Annotated in this window: 20 protein-coding genes; 11 read left to right on the top strand and 9 right to left on the bottom strand. The window is 58.1% G+C overall.

Annotated elements, in window-relative coordinates; translation table 11 throughout:
- Nucleotides 1–41 precede the first annotated feature (41 nt).
- Both C4S59_RS18465 and C4S59_RS18460 read left to right on the top strand, forming a co-directional pair.
- Entirely contained in the window at nucleotides 42–1,235 is a 1,194-nt protein-coding gene (locus tag C4S59_RS18465) for an FIST N-terminal domain-containing protein (RefSeq protein WP_103911876.1), read from the top strand.
- On the top strand, nucleotides 1,216–3,444 hold the full coding sequence (locus C4S59_RS18460) for a PAS-domain containing protein (protein WP_103911875.1): 2,229 nt from the start codon (nucleotides 1,216–1,218) through the stop codon (nucleotides 3,442–3,444). The genes C4S59_RS18465 and C4S59_RS18460 overlap by 20 nt, the downstream gene beginning before the upstream one ends.
- A 75-nt stretch (nucleotides 3,445–3,519) precedes the next feature.
- Here the strand turns inward: C4S59_RS18460 and tal are convergent, their stop codons facing one another.
- From tal to C4S59_RS18445, 3 genes are all read right to left on the bottom strand, one after another.
- Nucleotides 3,520–4,467 carry a transaldolase gene (gene tal / locus C4S59_RS18455; RefSeq protein ID WP_103911889.1) on the bottom strand — a complete coding sequence of 316 codons (948 nt, stop codon included), beginning with the start codon at nucleotides 4,465–4,467 and terminating at the stop codon, nucleotides 3,520–3,522.
- Nucleotides 4,468–4,506: 39 nt separating this feature from the next.
- Nucleotides 4,507–5,958 (bottom strand): xylulokinase, encoded by a 1,452-nt coding sequence (xylB, locus tag C4S59_RS18450; RefSeq protein ID WP_103911874.1) that lies wholly within the window; start codon nucleotides 5,956–5,958, stop codon nucleotides 4,507–4,509.
- A gap of 111 nt (nucleotides 5,959–6,069) precedes the next feature.
- On the bottom strand, nucleotides 6,070–6,699 hold the full coding sequence (locus tag C4S59_RS18445; protein WP_103911873.1) for an NAD(P)-dependent oxidoreductase: 630 nt from the start codon (nucleotides 6,697–6,699) through the stop codon (nucleotides 6,070–6,072).
- Nucleotides 6,700–6,785: 86 nt separating this feature from the next.
- On the opposite strand from C4S59_RS18445, the gene C4S59_RS18440 reads away from it, so the two are divergent.
- Nucleotides 6,786–7,367 carry a TetR/AcrR family transcriptional regulator gene (locus C4S59_RS18440; RefSeq protein WP_103911872.1) on the top strand — a complete coding sequence of 194 codons (582 nt, stop codon included), beginning with the start codon at nucleotides 6,786–6,788 and terminating at the stop codon, nucleotides 7,365–7,367.
- 37 nt (nucleotides 7,368–7,404) lie between these two features.
- Here the strand turns inward: C4S59_RS18440 and C4S59_RS18435 are convergent, their stop codons facing one another.
- On the bottom strand, nucleotides 7,405–8,364 hold the full coding sequence (locus C4S59_RS18435; RefSeq protein ID WP_103911871.1) for a VOC family protein: 960 nt from the start codon (nucleotides 8,362–8,364) through the stop codon (nucleotides 7,405–7,407).
- A gap of 107 nt (nucleotides 8,365–8,471) precedes the next feature.
- On the opposite strand from C4S59_RS18435, the gene C4S59_RS18430 reads away from it, so the two are divergent.
- A complete protein-coding gene (locus tag C4S59_RS18430) occupies nucleotides 8,472–9,659 on the top strand; it encodes a LysR family transcriptional regulator (protein WP_103911870.1) in 1,188 nt (395 codons plus the stop codon).
- Nucleotides 9,660–9,666: 7 nt separating this feature from the next.
- On the opposite strand, the gene C4S59_RS19610 is transcribed toward C4S59_RS18430, so the two are convergent.
- Nucleotides 9,667–9,807, bottom strand: coding sequence for a hypothetical protein (locus tag C4S59_RS19610; protein ID WP_160006956.1), 141 nt, complete (start codon nucleotides 9,805–9,807; stop codon nucleotides 9,667–9,669).
- Between C4S59_RS19610 and C4S59_RS18425 the strand changes: the two genes are divergently transcribed.
- The 3 genes from C4S59_RS18425 to C4S59_RS18415 are packed head-to-tail and all read left to right on the top strand — an operon-like array spanning nucleotide 9,806 to nucleotide 12,635.
- Nucleotides 9,806–10,303, top strand: a complete 498-nt coding sequence (locus C4S59_RS18425; RefSeq protein WP_103911869.1) for a TRAP transporter small permease — start codon at nucleotides 9,806–9,808, stop codon at nucleotides 10,301–10,303. The two genes, C4S59_RS19610 and C4S59_RS18425, sit on opposite strands and share 2 nt — an antisense overlap.
- Nucleotides 10,303–11,607 (top strand): TRAP transporter large permease, encoded by a 1,305-nt coding sequence (locus tag C4S59_RS18420; protein WP_103911868.1) that lies wholly within the window; start codon nucleotides 10,303–10,305, stop codon nucleotides 11,605–11,607. The genes C4S59_RS18425 and C4S59_RS18420 overlap by 1 nt, the downstream gene beginning before the upstream one ends.
- 44 nt (nucleotides 11,608–11,651) lie before the next feature.
- Complete coding sequence (locus C4S59_RS18415; RefSeq protein WP_103911867.1) at nucleotides 11,652–12,635, top strand: TRAP transporter substrate-binding protein; 984 nt, start codon at nucleotides 11,652–11,654, stop codon at nucleotides 12,633–12,635.
- A 66-nt stretch (nucleotides 12,636–12,701) separates the two neighbouring features.
- On the opposite strand, the gene C4S59_RS18410 is transcribed toward C4S59_RS18415, so the two are convergent.
- From C4S59_RS18410 to C4S59_RS18400, 3 genes are read right to left on the bottom strand one after another with little or no spacing between them, the layout of a single operon-like run.
- Entirely contained in the window at nucleotides 12,702–13,766 is a 1,065-nt protein-coding gene (locus C4S59_RS18410; RefSeq protein WP_234994829.1) for a 4-oxalomesaconate tautomerase, read from the bottom strand.
- 17 nt (nucleotides 13,767–13,783) lie between these two features.
- Nucleotides 13,784–14,455, bottom strand: coding sequence for a 4-carboxy-4-hydroxy-2-oxoadipate aldolase/oxaloacetate decarboxylase (locus tag C4S59_RS18405; protein WP_103911866.1), 672 nt, complete (start codon nucleotides 14,453–14,455; stop codon nucleotides 13,784–13,786).
- A gap of 30 nt (nucleotides 14,456–14,485) precedes the next feature.
- On the bottom strand, nucleotides 14,486–15,217 hold the full coding sequence (locus tag C4S59_RS18400; protein ID WP_103911865.1) for a PIG-L deacetylase family protein: 732 nt from the start codon (nucleotides 15,215–15,217) through the stop codon (nucleotides 14,486–14,488).
- A 338-nt stretch (nucleotides 15,218–15,555) separates the two neighbouring features.
- Between C4S59_RS18400 and repA the strand changes: the two genes are divergently transcribed.
- The 4 genes from repA (at nucleotide 15,556) to C4S59_RS18380 (ending at nucleotide 19,684) form a co-directional block, all read left to right on the top strand.
- Nucleotides 15,556–16,740 (top strand): plasmid partitioning protein RepA, encoded by a 1,185-nt coding sequence (gene repA / locus C4S59_RS18395; RefSeq protein WP_103911864.1) that lies wholly within the window; start codon nucleotides 15,556–15,558, stop codon nucleotides 16,738–16,740.
- Nucleotides 16,740–17,711: a plasmid partitioning protein RepB gene (gene repB / locus C4S59_RS18390; protein ID WP_103911863.1), complete on the top strand. Its 972-nt coding sequence runs from the start codon at nucleotides 16,740–16,742 to the stop codon at nucleotides 17,709–17,711. The genes repA and repB overlap by 1 nt, the downstream gene beginning before the upstream one ends.
- 174 nt (nucleotides 17,712–17,885) lie before the next feature.
- Nucleotides 17,886–19,139, top strand: a complete 1,254-nt coding sequence (gene repC / locus C4S59_RS18385) for a plasmid replication protein RepC (protein WP_234994828.1) — start codon at nucleotides 17,886–17,888, stop codon at nucleotides 19,137–19,139.
- A gap of 92 nt (nucleotides 19,140–19,231) precedes the next feature.
- Nucleotides 19,232–19,684 carry a DUF305 domain-containing protein gene (locus C4S59_RS18380; protein ID WP_103911861.1) on the top strand — a complete coding sequence of 151 codons (453 nt, stop codon included), beginning with the start codon at nucleotides 19,232–19,234 and terminating at the stop codon, nucleotides 19,682–19,684.
- Nucleotides 19,685–19,697: 13 nt separating this feature from the next.
- Here the strand turns inward: C4S59_RS18380 and C4S59_RS18375 are convergent, their stop codons facing one another.
- Nucleotides 19,698–20,729: a LacI family DNA-binding transcriptional regulator gene (locus C4S59_RS18375; protein WP_103911860.1), complete on the bottom strand. Its 1,032-nt coding sequence runs from the start codon at nucleotides 20,727–20,729 to the stop codon at nucleotides 19,698–19,700.
- Nucleotides 20,730–20,772 lie beyond the last annotated feature (43 nt).

Raw genomic sequence — 20,772 nt, 5'->3', positions numbered from 1 at the left:
GCATACTCGGGTAAAACGTCGCGCTTTAGGGAGGAAGCTCGATGGACCAGATGTTGGGCCTGAATGGGGGCTCGGGCCGCGCGGACGGAATAGTGCGCACCGCCTACGTTTATCACAAAACCGACGATCCGGTGTCGGAGCTGGCCACAACCCTTGGCGTTGATGGTCTGGAAATCGTGATTCTGTTTGTCACCTCTAGCGCCGATCCCGAAGCCATCATCGAACAGGCCACCCGCGCCTTTGCGCCGACCCCGGTGGTCGGCTGCACCACGGCAGGCGAATTGTCTGGCAACGGCTATGCAGAAGATCACATCGTCGCGGTCGGCCTGCCTAAATCGCACTTCAAGGTCGAAACCCTGTTGGTCCCCGATCTGGATGTGTTCGAGGCACAATCGCTGATCGACCAGATGATCCAGAACCGCACGTCGATGATCGAAGCGGCCCCAGATTGGGACCACGAGTTTACCTTTCTGATGATCGACGGGCTGTCGACGAAAGAAGACCAGCTGACATCGGAACTGGCGGTGGGCCTTGGGCCTGTGCCGTTGTTTGGCGGATCGGCCGGTGACGGCACACGTTTTGCGCATTCCTACGTGATGCACGACGGTCAGGTGCTGGCCAACGCCGCGATCCTGACGCAGGTGCGCACGCGCTGCCCGATCAAGGTGTTCAAGTCAGATCACCTGATCCCGACGGCCCAACGGATGGTCGTGACCGATGCCGATCCCGCCCGCCGGATTGTGCGCGAAATCAATGCTGAACCAGCCGCGCGTGAATATGCACGTATTCTGGGCAAAGACCCTGAACAGCTGACGCCTTTCACCTTTGCCGCCCACCCTGTCGTGGTGCAGATCGGTGGCGAACACCACGTGCGCGCCATTCAGCGCGTGGCCGACAACGGCGATCTGGTGTTTTTCTCGGCCATTGACGAAGGGCTGGTTCTGACGCTGGCCGAACCGCAGGACATGGTGAAACATCTGGAAGAGGAAATCGCAGGGCTTTCGAAAGATACGCCACCTGACACTATTTTGGGCTGCGATTGTCTTTTACGGCGGTTGGAAGCGCAGGAAAAACAAATGACCATGGCCTTGTCCAAGATATTGGCCAAAAATCATGTCGTGGGTTTTTCAACCTACGGCGAACAATTGAATTCGATCCATGTGAACCAGACGCTAACCGGCGTCGCGATTTATCCGCCCGAGTGTGACCTGCCCCATGATTCCGACGCTCATTAATCCCAACGACCCGCTTGAACGGCAGAACGAGAAGCTGCTGAAAATCGCCGAGTCGTTGATGCGTCGCGTCGAGGAATCCACAAACGCGTCTGGCGCGGCCTATGCACAGTTCCAACGTGCCGCGATGCTGGAGCAAGAGGTTCGCGCACGCACGCAGGATCTGGAACGCGCGCTGGATTTGCTGAACGATTCCAACGGGCGTTTGGCGCTGGCCAATCAGGAAACCGAAGCGGCACGCGCCAACCTCGCCAATGCGATCGAAACGGTGCAAGAGGGCTTTGCCCTGTTCAACACCGACGAAGAACTGGTTTTGTGCAACAGCCGTTTCGGCATGCATATGCCCGACATCCGCAAGGCGCTGGTGCCCGGATTGCAGTTTATCGATTACGTCGATCTGGTCAGCAAATCGCACTACCTGTCGCTGCCCGAATCTGAGACGCCCCTTGATTGGGCCACCCGCCGGATGGAGCGGCATCAGGACGACCACGTCATCTTTAACGTCAGGATGAGCGGCCGCCGCTGGGTGCAAGTATCCGAACATCGCACGCTCGATGGCGGCACGGTCATTCTGCAAACAGACATTACCGACATCATGCGCGTCGAACGTCAGGAACGGGATCGTATCCTTGACGACCAAGCCCGCCTGATCCGCGCAACGTTGGAGCATATCGATCAGGGTCTGTGCATCTTTGACAGCAAACAGCGGTTGGCCGGTTGGAACACGAGGGCCAGCGAATTGCTGGCGATCCCTACAACGCAATTCCAGATGGGCGCGCAGTTCAGCACGCTCTTTGCCCGCGCCCGTGCCGAAATGACGTTCGAAGGCGTAACTGGGCCAGAAGCGGTCGAAGCGTGGGTCAACAGCGAGGACGAACGTCCGCCCCTATCGTTCGAGGTCAACCGCGGCCGGACCAACTACCTTTCTGTCTTCGCACAGGAAATGCCGGACAAGGGCTTTGTGATTTCCTTCACCGATGTGACCGCCGAACGCCAAGCGGCGCAGGCACTCGCTAATGCCAACGAAATGCTGGAACAACGCGTCGCCGACCGGACCGAGGAACTGGCCGAGGCCTTGCTGGACGCCGAACGCGCGAATGCATCGAAGTCCCGCTTCGTTGCGGCCGCCAGCCATGACCTGTTGCAACCCTTGTCAGCCGCGAAACTCTACGTCGCCTCGCTTGGCGGTGATGACGACAACGAAACCCGACGCGTCGCCGCCAAGGCCGAAAGCGCGTTGAACAGTGTCGAACATATCCTTGAGGCGCTGCTGGATATCTCCAAACTGGATTCAGGCCGCGCGTCGGTTCATGTGTCGACTGTGCCGTTGGGCGATATGTTCCGCCAGCTTGGCGACGCCTTCCGCCCTGCCGCCCATGCCAAGGGACTGGACCTGCGGATCGTGCCGACCAAGGCGCGTGTCGCCAGCGATGCGGCCTATTTGCGGCGCATCGTGCAAAACCTGATGTCGAACGCGATCCGCTATTCGGAAAAGGGCAAAATCCTTGTCGGCGCGCGCCACGTCGGGAACTCTGTTAGGATTGAGGTCTGGGATACGGGCATCGGCATTCCCAAAGACCAGCAAGAGGTCGTTTTCCGCGAATTCCAACGTCTGAACGCAGACGCCAGCGCCGCCGAAGGGATGGGACTCGGGCTTGCCATTGTGGAACGTGCCTGCGGATTGCTGAAACATCCCGTCCGGCTGGAATCCGAGGTGGGCAAAGGCACCATGCTATCAATCGAGGTGCCGCGCGTTGACATGGTGGCGGTGGATACAGACCGAACAGAGCCGCAAAACGATGTCGAACAGAACGGCGATCTGGCGGGTGTCATCGCCCTTCTGATCGAAAACGACGAAAATCTGCGCAACGCTTTGACCATGACGATGGAAGGCTGGGGCGTGAACGTCATCGACTGCCCTGGACAGGACCACGCCGTCGATCTGCTGCGCGAAATTGAAGTGTCACCAGACTTTATAATCGCCGACTATCAGTTGGATGACGGCGCTTTGGGCACGGACGCGATCAAGGCGATCACCGATGAATTCGGCCCGATCCCGTCCTGCATCATTTCGGCGAACCGGTCGATCGAACTGATCGATGCCTGCGCCAAATCCAATCTGTTGCTGCTGCCAAAACCGATTGATGCGCAAAGGCTGATGCAGTTTTTGGGTGGGATTGTGGTGCCAGACGACCCCAAACTTAGGGTCTGATCACGCAAACGTCGGCCACATCAACATTTATAAAGAAAAGGCCCGCACGCCTGATCGCGTGCGGGCCTTTTGTATTTAGGCAGATGCCAGATCGCCGATGATCTTGATCAGCTTCTGATGGTCCGCATTGAACAGGCGGATGCCCTCAGCCAGCTTTTCGCTTGCCATCTGGTCTTCGTTCATTTCCCAACGGAAGGTCGCCTCGTCCATTTTGACGGCAGGCATCGCCTCGACCGTGTCGGGGGACAGCGCGCGTTCCAGAGTGCTGTTGTCGTTTTCCAGCTCGTCCAGGAACTTCGGACCGATTGTCAGGTTGTCACAGCCTGCCAGCGCCTTGATCTGACCGACGGAACGGAAGCTGGCGCCCATGACGACAGTGTCGATGTTGTTCGACTTGTAGTAGGAATAGATGCGACGCACCGACAGAACGCCGGGGTCTTCGTTGGGCTCGTAACCGTCAACGCCTTCGGCCTTTTTGTACCAGTCGGTGATACGGCCAACGAAGGGCGAAATCAGGAATGCGCCCGCGTCTGCACAGGCCACCGCCTGCGCCATGGAAAACAGCAGCGTCAAGTTACAGTCGATGCCTTCCTTCTGAAGGATCTCGGCTGCGCGGATACCTTCCCACGTCGAGGCCAGTTTGATCAGGATGCGATCCTTGCTGATGCCACGGCTTTCGTAATCGGCGATGATGTCGCGCGCGCGTTTCACCGACGCGTCTGTGTCAAAGGACAGGCAGGCGTCAACTTCTGTCGAAACACGGCCGGGAACCAGCTTGGACAGCTCGGCACCGATGGCGACGGTCAGCGTGTCTGTGATCTGCTCGGCCGTTTTGCCAGCAGCGCGGCCTTTTTCAACCTCAGCCTGAACCAGCTCTTTCGACGCATCGTCGGACAGGGCCGCCAGAACCAGCGACGGGTTCGTTGTGCAGTCTACGGGCTGATATTTTTTGACAGCTTCAAGGTTTCCGGTGTCAGCAACGACGACGGTCATTTCTCGCAGTTGATCAAGCGCGTTGGCCACGATCTTTTCCTTTCCTGATCTTTCGTTCAGCACATCGACTTACTGAACGGCTTTGATTCCGGCATATGCTGCCTTGAACGACTGATAGGCTTTGTCAAAAGCATCTACCAAATCGGTCTCTGGCTGAATTTCGTCTTGGATGTCCGGCTGGAAAATCACGCTTTCCGGTGATTGTCCAGTCGCAGCAATCATCGACAACCGCGCAGCACCCAAGGCCGCGCCGAATTCCCCCGATGCAGGCAATTGCAGCGGGACGTTCAGAACAGTTGCGATCAGCTTCAGCCAATAGCGCGACGCACTGCCGCCGCCGATGGCGATCAACTTGTCCAGTTTGGCCCCTGTAGCCCGCAGGGCTTCAAAGCTGTCGCACAGGCCAAATGACACGCCTTCAATCACCGCACGGGTGAGGTCTTCTTGCGTGGAACCGGCAGAGAGGCCGGTAAAGCTGCCACGGATTTCGGCGTCATTGTGCGGCGTGCGTTCACCCGACAGATAGGGAAGGAACCGGACAGCACCCGGCGCGACCAATGTGTCGCCCAGTGCAGCGGTCAGTTCGGCGGGTTTCTTGCCAGCGATGCGCGAATACCAGTTCAGGCTATCCGTCGCAGAAAGCTGCACACCCATCTGGTACCAACGGCCCGGAACGGCATGGCAGAATGTGTGCACCGCCGTTTCCGGCGCAGGGCTGTAGCCATCGCGCGCAGCCAACAATACGCCGGAGGTGCCGAGCGATACGAACCCCTGCCCTTCGCTAAGCGCACCAATCCCACAGGCGGCGGCGGCGTTGTCCCCTGCCCCACCGGCCACAACGACCGGACCGGACAGGCCCCACTTTTCCGCCAGATCAGCACGCAGCTCGCCTGCCTTTTCCGACCCCTCGACCAAACGCGGCATCTGATCGGCGCGCATGTGGCCTGCGCTCAGCAGTTCTTCGGACCAGTCACGCTGGCCTACATCCAGCCAGGATGTACCCGCGCTGTCGGACATGTCGGCCACGTAATCGCCCGTCAGAACGTAGTTCAGGTAGGCGGCGGGCAGCAGTACCTTGGCGGTTTTGGCAAAAACCTCGGGTTCGTGTTTGCGGACCCATTCCAGTTTCGGCGCTGTGAAACCCGGGAAAACGATGTTGCCGGACAGATCACGCACATTGGGCGTGCCATCCAGAGCGGCGGCCTCGACGTGCGACCGTGTGTCATTCCACAGAATGCATGGGCGAAGAACGTCGCCGTTTTCATCGAGCAATGTCGCGCCATGCATATGGCCCGCAACGCCGATGCCCTTCAGATCGGCAAAGGCAGGATAGGTGTCGCGCAATTCCTCGACCGCGCCGTTCAGGGCGGCGACCCATTCGGCGGGGTCCTGTTCGGACCAACCGGTGTGGGGGTGACTGACGCTATAGTGGCGTTCTGTCGATCCGATGGGCGCGCCGTCGCCGTCCACCAGCAAGGCACGCAGGCCCGATGTTCCAAGGTCGATACCGAGAAACGACATTTCTTCACCTCCCAAATTAATACTCCGCGCGTCTTCTACCCCTCATTTCATGTTAGCGCTAGCCGTGGCGGAAACAAAGTCCCGCCACAGCCATTCGATAACTAACTTCAATCAATTCGAAATCGCCACCGCGCGGCCCAGATAGGTCAGGTCGGCAACCTGTTTCGTCAGGAACCGCGCGATATCGGCGCGGGAGATTTTCAGCGACAGGTTCCGTTCGCTCGGCGGGAAGTTTTCCTTATAGCCGCCCTTTGCCGGACCATCCGTAAAGGCGCCGGGGCGCACAATTGTCCAATCCAGCCCGCTGGCGCGTACCAGAGATTCCTGAAGCTCGTGATCCTTGAACACAGGCTTCAGCAACGCGCCGAACATGATCCGTTTCCAGAAGAAGTTCAGGTTCGACCAGCTTTCATGCGCCCCGAGCGTGGACTGGATGACCAGTCGACGCACGCCCTGTTGTTGCATCGCGTTGATCACGTTCAATGTGCCCTTGGACCGGATCATGCTGCTGCGGGACATGCCCGCGCCAAGTGCCACGACAACGGCATCATGACCTTCAACCGCCTTGGCCACTTCATCAGCCTTAAACGCATCGCCCGCGATCAGGCGCAGCTTGGGGTCCGCGAAATCCAATTTCTGCGGCGAACGGGCAAAGGCGCTGACCTCGTGGCCCGCTTTCAAAAGGTCCTGCACAGCAAGACGACCAACCGTTCCTGTGGCGCCGAATACGATAACTTTCATGACAATTCTCCTTGAAATGCGTGCCTCGCGAGCCGCTTGACACGATGTAAAGTTGACATGGTGTAAATAGGAAGTACCTTGACGCCATGTCAAGTGCCCAAGCCGATACAAAAACCCGCATTCTCGATACGACGTGGAAGCTGTTGGAATCGGGAAATAAAAATGTCCGCATGTCTGATATCGCCAAAGCGGTCGGGATCAGCCGGCAGGCGTTGTACCTGCATTATCCGAACCGCGCCGACCTGCTGATCGCCACGACCCGGCACATTGATTCTGTCAAAGACATTGACGGGCGGCTGGCCGAAAGCCGCGCGGCAAAGACCGGCAAGGACCGGTTAAGCGCGTTCATTCGGGCGTGGGTCGGGTATATTCCGGAAATCCACGGAACGTCCGTTGCCCTGCGGGCAATGCAGGCCACCGATGCCGAGGCTGCGGCGGCGTGGAATGACCGGATGCAGGCCATGCGCCATGGCTGCGCGGCGGCGGTCAGGGCGATCAAAGATGACGGGTTACTGCTGCCCCATCTGACAGAAGACACAGCCACCGATCTGTTGTGGATGATCCTGTCGGTCGAAAACTGGGAACGGTTGGTGCGGGACTGCGGCTGGTTGCAGGCGGATTATGAAGCCACAATCCAGACGCTGGCGCATAAAGCGCTTTTGGGATGAAGCAAAAAAGGCCTGACAAATTGTCAGGCCTTTCGCTTTATCTTTTCACCGGTGGAGTTCCGTGGGTGTGGAAGCTTTCGATGGTCTTCAATCCCCACGCCTGCCCTTTCTTGCGATCCGTCTCGGTCCATTTGACCGGCTCCCAGTCCGGCGCAAGGATCAGGCGCGCGCCTGCGTTGGCCAGTTCCACACGGTTGCCCGCCGGTTCCCAAACATAAAGGAAGAACGTGCCTTGAATGGCATGCTTGTGCGGGCCGGTTTCGATGTGGACGCCGTTTTCCAGAAACACATCCGCCGCGCGCAGGATGTCTTCGCGCTGATCGGTGGCGTAGGTCACATGGTGCAAACGCCCCAGACCGCCGCCATGTTCTTCGGTGCAGGCCAGATCATAGGTTTTGTTGTTTACTGTGAACCAGCAGCCGCCAAGCCGGCCATTGTCCAGCTGGATGTATTCGGTCACGCGGCTGCCCAGACAGGTCTCCATAAAGCGGCGGAATTCGGACACGTCGTCGCTGAGCAGGTTCAGGTGATCAATCCGACGCGGGCAAGCGCCCTGCGCGTGGAACTTCGACGCCATGTTTTTCAGCGCCGAGGGATCATCCGCAGGGGCGCGATTGGTGTCGTAGTAAATTTCGAACAGATGGCCGAAGGGATCTTCGAACCGGAAGGCGCGACCATGGCTTAGGTCGCCATCGACCCAACCGTGCACCTTATAGTCAGAGGCTGTAATGGCAGCGACGCGGCGCTCCAACGCCTCGGGCGATGCGGCGCGATATCCGATGTGGCCGACGCCTGTTGTTTCTGCCTTGGTCAGCTTCAGGGAACAGAACTCGTAATCTTCCCAAGCCCGCAGATAGGCGCTGTTTTCGTCCAGCGCCGACAGCTTCAGGCCGAAGACCCGAGTAAAGAAATCAAGGCTTTCGTCAAATTTATCGGTCAGCATTTCGACGTGGCCAAGATGGGCGATGTCAAAGCTCGGGTTTGTCGGTTCAGCCATGAGGATCCTCCGTTTGTCGGGGCGGTCTTGGCACGCTTGGGCGCAAAGGCCAATTCTAATCGCTGTTCTTCGTCATAAGTTGACGCTATGGTCCGCGGAAATCGCACATGGAATCCCACGGTTTGTCGCGCAATCTCAGACATCTTAGGCTATTGTTATCGGTCGCGGAAACAGGTTCGCTGACCCATTCCGCGTCGATCCTGAATGTTTCGCAACCAGCCGTCACCCAAGCCATTGGGAAGCTGGAACGTGAAACCGGCGGGCGTTTGTTTGACCGCACCCGTCAGGGCATTTTCCCCACCCCGCGATGCGAGGTGCTGGCCCGTCGTCTGCGCCGCGCGTTTGATCGGCTTGACCCCGCGCTGACCGATGTCGCGCCGCGCCTGATGCTGACGGCGACATGGGCACAGCTTCAATCGCTGGTCGCGGTGCATGAGGCCGAGAACTTTACCCTTGCTGCCCGCCGTTTGGGTCTGGCCCAGCCAACCGTGCACCGCGCCATTTCGCAGCTTGAACAAGAAGCCGGGCAAAGCCTGTTTGAACGCACGGCCTTTGGCCTTTTGCCCACGCGCCAGACCCGCGCGCTGGTGCAGGCGGTGATGCTGGCCTTTGCCGAACTTGATCAGGCTGACAGTGACCTGTCCGAACTGGACGGTGGCGAAACGGGGCAGATTGTGGTCGGTAGCCTGCCGCTGTCGCGGTCGGTTCTTTTGCCACGCGCTTTGGCGCGGTTCCGTGAACAACGGCCGCGCTATCCGGTGATGGTGATTGACGGACGGTATGACGAATTGCTCCGAAATCTCAGACGGGGCGAGGTTGACCTGATCATCGGGGCGCTTCGCCAACCTGCCCCCATCGGCGACATCACTCAGGTCAAACTGTTTGACGATCATCTGTCGGTGCTGGCGCGACGCGATCATCCGCTGGCGGGCAAAACAGGTTTGACCGCCAAGGACCTGCAAGAATGCAAATGGGTCGTTCCCCGTCGCGGCACGCCATCCCGCGAACACTTTGATGCGCTCTTTGCGCCGATTGGCCAGCCTGAAAGCATTATCGAGGCTGGGTCTATTTTGCTGATGCGCGAGCTTCTGGCCGAAAGCGATCACCTCGGGTGTATTTCTTCGGTGCAGGCGCAAGCCGAGCTTTCGCATCAACTTTTGAGCGAACTTGACGTCACAGCCAACTGGCCCGCCCGCCCTATCGGCCTGACTTATCGGGAAAATTGGGTTCCAACCAAGGCACAAGCCCTGCTGATCGACATTATCGAGAGTGAAGCCAAAACTCTGTCCATATAGCCCGAACTTATGAAACGCAGGCCCGTTTGAATTGGCCTGATCCCCTGCCTTCGCGATAGCCACCGACCAACACGTCTTTGGCGATCAACTGCGCAAGGGGGCCCCGATGACCGCATTTTCCAACTGTTTCGCCAAGGGTATCTGACATGCAGATGCCCCTTGAGCCATGGTCACGTCGCCTGAATGCTGCGACGCAAGTTCTGAACGTCGTCGGTGGCATTTGCCTGATCGCTATCGTTGCTGTCGTTATGGCCGGCGTCGTCATGCGCTATCTGTTCAACATGCCTTTGCTCGGCGTGAACGAGATTGTGCAGCTGACCGCCGTCGCGCTGGTCATGGCCGCGCTACCCGGCTGTACCTTTACCGAAGGCCATGTGGCCGTCGATGTCTTTGAGAAAGCCCTTGGCAAATGGGGCCGCTTTCTGGGCGATATCGCGTCGCGTCTGATTTCCGGTTTCGTGCTGGCCGTTCTGTGCCGCCGCGCCTTTCTGAAGGCGCTGGATGCTGCCGAATGGGGTGATGCGACCAACATGCTGAAAATGCCGATCTGGCCGTTCTACGCGATCCTGAGCGTGGGCGCTGGCCTGTGCGTAGTGGTGTTTGCCTTCCAACTGATTGCGATTGTTTTGCGGGGGGCTGAATAATGGACCCGATCCTTGCTGGTCTGATTGGCATTGCCTGCCTGTTCCTACTTTTGGGCCTTCGGATGCCCGTCGCCTTTGCGATGATGACCGTCGGCTTTTTCGGCTACTGGGCTTTGGAAGGATTGCGTAGCGCGGGCGGAGTGCTGCTGACCGAAAGCTACTCGGCGGTGGCAAACTATAACCTGATCGTCGTTCCGATGTTTGTTCTGCTGGGCAATATCGCCTCAGCCTCGGGCTTTTCGCGCGGGCTTTATGATGCGGCCTTTGCTTGGGTCGGCGCGTTTCGGGGTGGTTTGGCGTCAGCCTCGGTTCTCGGATGTGCGGTGTTTGCCGCCGTGTCCGGATCGTCCGTGGCCACGGCCGTGACATTGGGCAAAGTCGCCCTGCCCGAGATGAAGCGCCTTGGTTATTCCAACAGCCTGTCGACCGGGTCCATTGCGGCTGGCGGAACGCTGGGCTTTCTGATCCCGCCGTCTACCGGCTTTGTCCTGTATGCGATCCTGACAGAAGAAAGCATCGGCCGCCTGTTCATGGCGGGCGTGGTGCCGGGCCTGTTACTGACCGCGCTGTTTATGGCGGCGATCTGGATCGTGTCCTATCGCGACCCCAAAGCTGGCCCGCGCGGCACACCCGTTCCGATGCGCGAAAAACTGTCCCATCTGGCCGAGGCTGCACCGCTTTTGGGTGTGATCCTGATTTCGATCGGCGGCATCTATCTCGGTGTCTTCACTCCGGTCGAGGCCTCGGGCATTGGCGCGGCACTGGTGATCGTTCTGGCATTGGTCCGCCGCCGCCTGTCATTCGACAATTTCAAAGAGGCGGTCAGAAGCACGCTGTCGACCTCGGCCATGCTTTATACCATCGTGATTGGCGCGAATGTGTTGAACCCCTTCTTCGCGATCACGCGCATCCCCGCCACGCTTGGTGAAGGTCTGGGTGCGCTTGATCTGGGGATGTACGGAACGCTGGCTGTGATCATTCTGGCCTATGTCCTGCTGGGCATGTTCATGGACGGCTTGTCCATGCTGGTGATCACGATCCCTGTGTTTTTCCCTGTCATCACAGCACTTGGGTTTGACCCGATCTGGTTCGGCGTGATTGCCGTGATCGTGATCGAAATGGGCATGATCACCCCGCCTGTAGGCCTGAACGTGTTCGTGGTCAGGGGCGTTGCAGGCGATGTGCCGCTGGCAACCGTGTTCCGCGGTATCTGGCCTTTCCTGATCGCCATGATCATCGCGCTTCTGCTGATCATCGCCTTTCCGGGCATTGCTCTGTTCTTGCCCAACTCAATGTTCGGGTAGGCCACAGGCCCCCGTTCCTAACATCCAAAACGGAGGACTACAGGATGTTCATGAAGACACTGACAGCCGTCGCCGCGTTCGCACTGGGCGCGCAGGCGGCCTTGGCCGAAGATCTGAAACTGGCCGATTTCCAGCCCCCGACTCACTTTGTCGTGGAAAAGGTCTATAAGCCCTTCGCGGAAACCATCGCCGAAAAGACCGGCGGTGCTGTCACCGTCACTGAATACATGGGTGGCGAATTGGGCCCGGGCCCGCGCGAACAGTATAACCGCACCGTCGAGGGAGTGACCGACATCGCATTCGGCCTGCCGGGCTATACCGCTGCGAATTTCCCGACCACGCTGTTGACGGAGCTGCCGGGCGTGATCGACGCCGAAACCGGTACGCAAGCCGTTCAAGACAACATCGACATCCTGAGCAACGAATACCGCCGTGTTGCGCTGATAGGTCTTTGGAACAACGCGCCCAACATGCTGTTCATGGCGGAAAAGCCGGTGAACACGCTTGAAGACCTGCAAGGTCTGAAAATCCGCGTGCCTTCGCGCAATGCCGGTCTGGTTGTCGAAGCGTGGGGCGCAACGCCCGTGTCCATGCCTGCGCCTGAAATCTACAACGCGATGCAAACCGGCGTGATCGACGGCGCGATGATCGATGCGACCACGCTGAAGTCGTTCAAACTGGCCGAAGTGACGAACCACATCACCACCGGCATGGCGACGACGATTTCGTCGTTCTTCATGATCATGAACCGCGACAGCTTTGGCAACCTGACCGAAGAACAGCAGCAGATCGTCAAGGACGCCGGTCGCGACGCATCGCTGGCGGCGAACCAGGCTTGGCTGTCAGTTGCCGAAAGCGCGCTGGCTGATTTTGCCGCGACCGAGGGCAAAGCAGTGATCACACTTTCCGCTGAAGAAGCGGCCAAGTTTGACGCGGCCTCGGCCCCTGTTGTAGCCAAGGCAATCGCTGACGCGGATGCAGAGGGCCTGCCTGCGACTGCCTACGTGAACGCGCTGAAGGGCAACTGATCGCACTCACACTGCAATGCAAAACCCCGCTGGGAACAGCGGGGTTTATTTATTATTATCAGTAATTTAACTAGGAAAAGCACGCCCATCGAATAGTTTGCGCGCAGTGCGCAATGTACCTGCGTGCGTCACCTCGCCCGTCGAATCCCGTTCAATCAGAACGTCGGCCGCGCCGGTGGGATGTTCGATGGCAAAGGTTTCACCTTCCGGCACCGACGCAACTTCGGCAGCTGGTGTGTTTGGCAGCGTACAAGCCGTCGCCACGCTAACCGCCGCGAACACCCCGATGGTCGCATGACACCGATGTGGGATGAAACTGCGCGTATTGATCACGCCGCCCGCTATTGGCGCAGAAACCAGCGTCATTTTAGGCACGGATTTATCAGAGACATCCCCAAGGTTCATCATCGGCCCAGCCTGAAGGCGGATCGTTTCGATCCGTGCCTTAAGATCAGTGTTTGAATCCAGTTCTTCGCGGGTTTCAGAGCCTGTTACGCCCAAATCCTGCGCTTTCAGGATGACGCAGGGCATACCGTTGTCGATCAGCGTGCAGGCGATGCCATCGATCACATCCACCGCCCGCCCACTTGGCAGCAGGCTGCCGCACATGGACCCAGCGGTGTTTTCAAACATCATGGGCACCGGCGCATGGTGGCCTGGAACACCGTCAATCCGCGCGTCGCCTACGTAGGAAACCCGACCGTTGGGCGTTGCAACCTTAGCCAAAGCAACCTCGCCCGTGTTGCGCATGTGGATGCGCACGGGTGTTTCGTCGCCTTGAACAGCAACCAGACCCCGCTCGATCGCGGCAGGGCCGACGCCGGCAAGGATATTGCCGCAACCTTGGGCATCACTGACAACAGCCTGATCAACGAACACCTGAAGGAATAGATAATCCACATCCGCATCATCGCGCGTCGGCGGACTCAGGATCGCGACCTTCGAGGTCAGTGGATCTGCCCCGCCGATCCCATCGATCTGGGTCGGATCGGGCGACCCCATGATGCGCAGCAACAGATCATCACGGGCAGCCACATCAGTTGGCAGATCAGACGCCAAAAAATACGCCCCCTTAGAGGTCCCGCCCCGCATCCAGAGGCAGGGAATGCCGTCCTTCATGTAGCTGTCCATGAAACCACCCTGCCCTATCAGACGTATTTCAGGCCCTTTTCGGCCAGTCGTCCGCGCATGTTGTAGATGTCCAAGCCCAGTTCCCCACTGGCAAGACGCTTGCGCTTGCCCTCTTCCGCATCAAGGCGTTCGTTTGCTTTGACCAAAACGTCGGCGGCTTCAGCCCGTTTCACGACGCAAACACCATCATCATCGGCGACGATGATATCACCGGCCTCGATCCCCTGCCCCGCGCAGACCACAGGCACATTCACGGACCCCAGCGTTTCTTTCACCGTGCCTTGCGCCGACACCGCCTTGGACCAGACTGGAAACGCCATCTCGGTCAGGTCTTTGATATCGCGTACACCGGCATCAATGATCAGGCCACGGCAGCCGCGTGCGATGGCAGATGTCGCCAGGAGATCACCGAAATACCCGTTGTCGCAGGGCGACGTGGGCGCGAGGACAAGGATATCGCCTTCTTGCAGCTGCTCAATTGCCACGTGAACCATCCAGTTGTCGCCCGGAGGTGCCGAAATCGTCACGGCAGAGCCCGCAATCTGCGCGCCGCTATAAATCGGGCGCATATAGCTTTGCAGGCACCCTTTGCGCCCCTGTGCTTCGTGCACGGTGGCCACGCCGGCACGGGCCAGCCCGTCGATAACCTCGGGCGCGGCCCGTTCAATGTTCTGCACGACTACCGCCATGGCCTGCTCCTTTGTCTTGCCTGTACTGCCTTAGAGTTCGTCAACCGTGCGCGGGAAGACAGTTTCAAAGCCCTCGGCGTATTTGCAATCACGCCCGCCGGACTGACCGCCCGAATTCCGCTTGAAGTGGTTGGCGCGTTGCTGGGCGACACGTGTGTAATAGTCCCACAGGTGGACCTGACCGTTCATCGCCTCCATCGCGGCGCGCTTTTTGTCCCAAACAGGCGTGATGTCGAGGAACGTGTCAGGCTTCCAGCCCATCTGTTCGGTCTGGTGCGGTTCAAACAGGTACAGCTGCGGCGCGCCCAGCACCTTTTCACCCGGGTTGTGGCCCCACGCCTGCGCGATCATGCGCGTCTCAAGCGCGACTTGCGTCATGTACATGTGATCTGTGTTGTAAGGGTCGTATTTCGAGTGGCTCAGCATAAAGGCGGGCTGAACCTCGCGGATCAGATCGACCAGCTTGTTCTTGTCATCGCGGTCCAGTTCCAGTGGGTAATCCCCCAGATCAAAGCATTCCAGACGATGAACGCCCAGTGCCTCTGCCGCCGCTTCGGCCTCACCGCGACGGATGGCTTTCACTTCGTCCAGCGACTTTCCTTCTTTCCAGAGCCGCGCGCTTTCACCACGTTCACCAAAGGACATACAGGCCACCGTAACCTCGTATCCCATTTCGGCATGAAGCGCGATTGCGCCACCGCAACGCCAGACAAAATCAGCTGCGTGAGCAGACAGAACCAAAGCCGTTTTGGCAGCACACATGGGTATCTCCTTTGAAACTTTGGGTCACAGTTGTCATGGGCAGCGGGTCAGGCTCAATTAGAAAGATGAACGATCCTGATAAGCAAAAGCTATAGCTTTTCGCGGTTCACGTTCCTGCCCTGCGAACTGGGACTTTCAGGGACAGCCATTCGAACCACAGTGCCGCGTCGACCTCGTTTACAGCTGTAAACTCTTGATAGAAGCCCACCATGCATTTAGTCTGCACCTACAGGCGGCCCCACAAAATAAGGGAAAATGCTTGACTTAACCTTCTGAATCATCGCTCTTGTCCTCAAGTGGCGCGAAAAAGCCCACATTTTTAAAATTGAGGCAACCAGATGATTCCGGTGACACCACTCACAGATGAACGGCCCTCCGCACTCGCCACGGATATTTCCGAACGGCTGAACGCGGCGATCCGTGAACATCTACTGTCGGCATTCGCGCCAGACAACACCAAAACGCTCCGTAGTTTCGCCGCCCCCGAGGCGGCTGAGCTTTTGGGTGTTTCGGGACAATTCATGCGCAAAGTGCACGCCGAAGGCACCATTCCCGAACCGCAGGAACAACGCGGCGGACGGCGCTATTATACCGCTCAGGAAATCTGGGATGCCCGCGAAATTCTCGAGAAATCGTCTCGGAAAAAGGGGCGCTACCTGCCCCGCCGGACCGGCGATGAAAAGCTTCAGGTCTGGCAGCTGATGAACTTTAAAGGCGGGTCCAGCAAAAGTACGACCACCGTACACCTGGCCCACTATTTTGCCCTGCGCGGCTATCGCGTTTTGCTGGTCGACCTCGATCCTCAGGGGTCTTTGACGTCGATGTGCGGGATCAGCCCAGAAATCGAATTCGACGGACTGACCATTTACGACGCGGTCCGCTATGACGATCCGGTGCCCATGACCGAGGTGGTTCAGCCAACATATTTCCCCGGCCTGTCCATCGCGCCTTCGAGACTGATGCTGTCGGAATTCGAGACTGAATCGGCGGTACATTCAAATCCCGACCAGCCGTTCTTTACCCGCATCCGGAACGCCTTGGCACAGGTCGAGGACGATTTTGATCTGGTTCTGATGGACAGCCCACCGCAATTGGGCTTCCTGACCATTGCCGGCATGGCGGCTGCAAGCTCTCTGATCGTGCCGTTGACCCCGTCGATGCTGGACGTGTCGTCCACCGCGCAGTTCCTTGAACTCGCCGGCGCTTACATGGGCGTGATCGAAGATGCAGGCGCGTCGCTGAACTATGACCACTTCAAGTTCCTGATCACCCGTGACGAACCGACAGACGTACCATCGCAGCAACTGACGTCGTTCATGCGGGCCCTGTTCCAGGATCGCGTCATGTCAGCAACGGCCCTGAAAAGTACCGCGATCAGTGATGCAACCATGTTGAAACAGTCGATCTATGAAGTAGTCCGCTCGGAAATGACCCGCGCCACGTATGACCGCGCGAAGGGGTCGATGGATGCCGTCGGGCAAGAAGTAGAAGCCATGATCCAGCAAGCATGGGGACGTAGCTAATGGCCAGAAAGACACTTCGGGACATGTCCGGCATCGCCAGCACCATCGCACGGTCCGGCACAGGCAACACTGAAAAGACGCCGAAAACCAGCGCCCCTGCCCTTGGCGCGCTGCAAGGATCGCTTGCGTCAATCCGCGAGATTGATCCGAACCTGATCGATGATTGGGGCCCGGTTGATCGTTTGGACGAGTTTACAGCTGTAAACTCGGATGACGATGACCAAAGCCTTGAGGCGCTGAAAACCAGCATTCAGGACGGTGGCCAGCAGGTGCCGATCCTTGTGCGCCGGTCGAAAACCACTGATGGCCGGTACGAGGCGATCTATGGCCGTCGCCGCCTGAAAGCCTGCCGTGAACTTGGCATCAAGGTACGCGCCAACGTTCAGGATCTGGATGACGCGACCGCCCTTCTTGCCAAGGGTCTGGAAAACGCGGCACGGCGCAACCTGTCGTTCTACGAAAAGGCCCGCTTTGCCGAAGCCATTCAGAACGCAGGCCACGACACTGCCACCGTGCGTCAGGTGTTGAACCTGTCCGCATCTGGCCTGTCGCATCTGACAAAGGTCACCCAGAATATCCCGACGAAAGTCGGCGATCAGATCGGGGCCGCGCCCAAATCGGGCCGCCCCCGTTGGACAGAATTGGCAGAGCTTTTCATCGCCAAAAAGCTGACCGACAAAGCCGCCCTTGGCATCCTTGCCAAGATGGCCCCCGAAATGCCCTCGGATGATCGGCTGGAAACGCTGATCAAAGAGGCCACCAAACGTGTGCCCCGGCCCAATTCAGGCTTGGCCGAGGTCACGCCGATCGACGGAGTAACCATCAAATCCAGCCGCGGCGCTGTTTCGATGTCGGTTAAGAAAACCGGTACGAACGCTGCGTTTGCGAATTGGTTGGACAACAATCTCACTGAGATCATCAAGAAATCCTATGCCGAGTTTACAGCTGTAAACTCGTCGGATGACACCTGAGGACGAGCAGAAAGGAGGAAGGCAGTAATAAGAAACCCCCGAAACCAAGGTTCCGAGGGCTGCTGCGCAAAGCGCAATTCTTAGATTAGCACCTAGAATCTAGCAGTCCCCGAATCGCCATACAAGTCAAAACGCTCTTGAGCGAACGGGATTTCTTTGTCTGCTGACAAAATAATGGGAAAAATTGATACGATCCCACTTGGGATGACTGAGGTCACACGGGCTCAGAACGGTGAAGCTATGCGCACACCCTGCCCCAACACCGGCTGGCGCAAGGCATCCTTGGCTGTGCGCGAATCTGACACTTACGCTGATGCCGGTGAACACATGGACGTGCCCAAGCAACGCGCGATGTTGGCGGTGAAACGTGTGGGCGTTCAGATCGGGCTGAAAGCCAGTGATGTGATGCTACTGGACACGCTCGCCGCGTTTTCCCAGCCGCAGGATTGGACGCACGGGCAAAGGGCCATCGTGTGGCCCTCGAACGCGCTTTTGATGGAGCACACCGGTTTTTCCCTGTCCGCGCTGAAACGCCATGTGAACCGGCTGGCGGCGGCTGGAGTCATTGCCTTCAAAGACAGCCCGAACGGCAAACGTTGGGGGCATCGTGATGCCCGTGGCGAGATTGTCGAAGCTTATGGGTTCGATCTGTCGCCACTCGCTGCACGGACAGCAGAGTTCGAAGCGCTGCACGAAGACCTGCAGCAAGAGCGCGCCGAATACCAAACGCTGAAACGCCACATCACCATCACGCGCCGTTTGATCCGTGCACGTCTGGAAGCCGCCGTTCAAGAAAGGATCAAAGGGCCTTGGGCGGATTTGTCAGCGGCCTTCGATGAACTGCTAACACATTTGCCAACGCGTAAAACAAACACCGAAAAATTGCGTCGGATTGCTGGGCTATTCGACCAGCTTAAATCGCGGATTGAACGTCTTTTTGACACGGAAATGGATACCAAGACGTCCAAAAATGAACCCCACTTACAAACTACAAATAAACTTGAATCTGTAAAAAGTAATGTTGGGGATTCCTGCGACACTAAAGAAACGACAGCCCAGAAACCAAACGACGGAAACTGCAAAGAAGCCGCAAAAATCGATCTCGCGACCATTGCGCAAGCCTGTCCTGATTTCACGTCGTGGGCCAAAAACCTTGGCCTGTCTCTGAGGGATTGGGCGGATCTGCATAGAATGGCAGGGCAGCTGGCCCCGATGATCGGCATTCCACAGAAATCCTGGGACACAGCCCAAGCCTATATGGGACCACAGGCGGCGGCGATTGCAGTGGCTTTGGTCTTTGAAAAGCACACGTCCGGCGAGGTGAAGTCACCGGCAGGATATCTGCGCGGGATGATTGCGAAAAGCAGGGTAGGGGAGTTGCATCTGGAACGAAGCTGTTACGGGCGCCTCAAGGCCTTAGCCGCGTGATTATAGCGGCTGAGTGATAGGGCAGGGGGCTGACAACCGGAACCGATCCGTAGGGTCTGCGTTGGTTTGGCAACCAGTCAACGGAGTTTCCAATGTCCTACGCACGTTTTGCGGCCATGATTATCACCTCAACCATCGTGATGTTCGGTCTCATGTACCTGAACACCTACGCTCTGGATCATGTGACGTTTTCCGAAACGCGGACATACATGGCCTTGTTGATGGGGGCTGTGATGGCGATCATCATGTTGGCGTTCATGCTGTCTATGTATCAGAACAAGGCAGCGAATTTTGCGATCTTTGTGGGCGCTTTGGTTGTTTCTGCCGGGTCGTTGTTTCTGGTTCGGTCTCAGGTAACGGTCCAGGATGTCAGCTACATGCGTGCCATGATCCCGCACCACTCGATCGCGATCATGACATCGCGTCGGGCCGAGCTTTCGGATCCTCGTGTGCGAGAGTTAGCTGACGGTATCATCGAAGCTCAGGTGCGCGAAATCGCCGAGATGAAGGCACTGATCGCCGAGCTAGAGGCGCAGCAACAATAGAGTCCATTCCGGCTTAAATAGACTCTGGTAAATACAAAAGCGGCTCTAACATTGCCGGAATTGAGGGTTTCTGTTCCGGCTCTTGAATCCGCTGAACCATGCTATCGATCAGGCGTTGGCACAGTTTTTCCAAGGGCGTTGCGACGACCAGCGTCAGATAGCGATCCGCCAAAGCGCTGCGGCTTTCAGGGGTCAGTTCATTCACGATCAGCGCGATCTTGTTGGGTGGGCGCGCCTCGCGTACAGCGGCGATTGCACCTTCCATGCCGCCACCGGCAACATACATGCCGGCCAGATCGGGAACACGGTTCAGCAAATCCAAAGTCGCCTCATATGTCAGTTGCCGCGTCTCAAGATTGACCAACGTGTCCAGCACCTGAATTTGGGGTGCATATTCCCGCAGGTAGGTCCGAAAGCCTGTTTCTCGCATCGCTTGTCCATGCCACCGCGTGCCACCGATCATGACGCCAACGGTGCAGTCCCGTTGATGTCGCATCGCCATGACCGAAGCTGCAATCCGGCCGACCTTCATATTGTCCATCCCGAAATATCCGGCACCGGCAGAGCGTGCGAAATCGTTCAAGGCCGAGAAGACGGGAACACCCTGTTTCATCAGATCTTCGGTGACACGCGCGGTGCTGGTGTGGTTCACGGCCGTGGCGGCAATCGCGTCGCATTGTTCGGCGGCAGCGGTCATTTCCCGCACGAAATCCTCTGGCGATTGGGACGGAGAAAAGCGGATGTGCGGCGTGATCGAAACGTCGCTTCGCGCCTGACAGGCCTTTTCGATTTCCCGTGCAAAATCCTGATAAAACGACTGCCCTTGTTTGTGCAGCACAAAGCCAAGGGTCAGCTTGGGAAGATCGGCGCGGCTGTGCAGGGACAGCGTCGCAGGCACCGGATACCCCAGACGGGCAGCAGCCTGCGCCACCAGTTCTCGGGCACGGTCCGAGACATTGGGTCGTTCGTGTAATACGCGGTCCACAGTCGCGGGCCCAAGTCCACATTCGCGGGCGAGGTCGGTGATCGTCGGTTTTCTGGCCATGGCGTTGATGTGATCCCATCATAATTCCGATCATGATTGATGT

Origin of the sequence: Thalassococcus halodurans (genome assembly GCF_900108225.1) — a bacterium.
Classification (GTDB): domain Bacteria; phylum Pseudomonadota; class Alphaproteobacteria; order Rhodobacterales; family Rhodobacteraceae; genus Thalassococcus; species Thalassococcus halodurans.
Note: the sequence above shows the minus strand (reverse complement) of the source record. Positions and strands in the feature narration are given on the sequence as shown.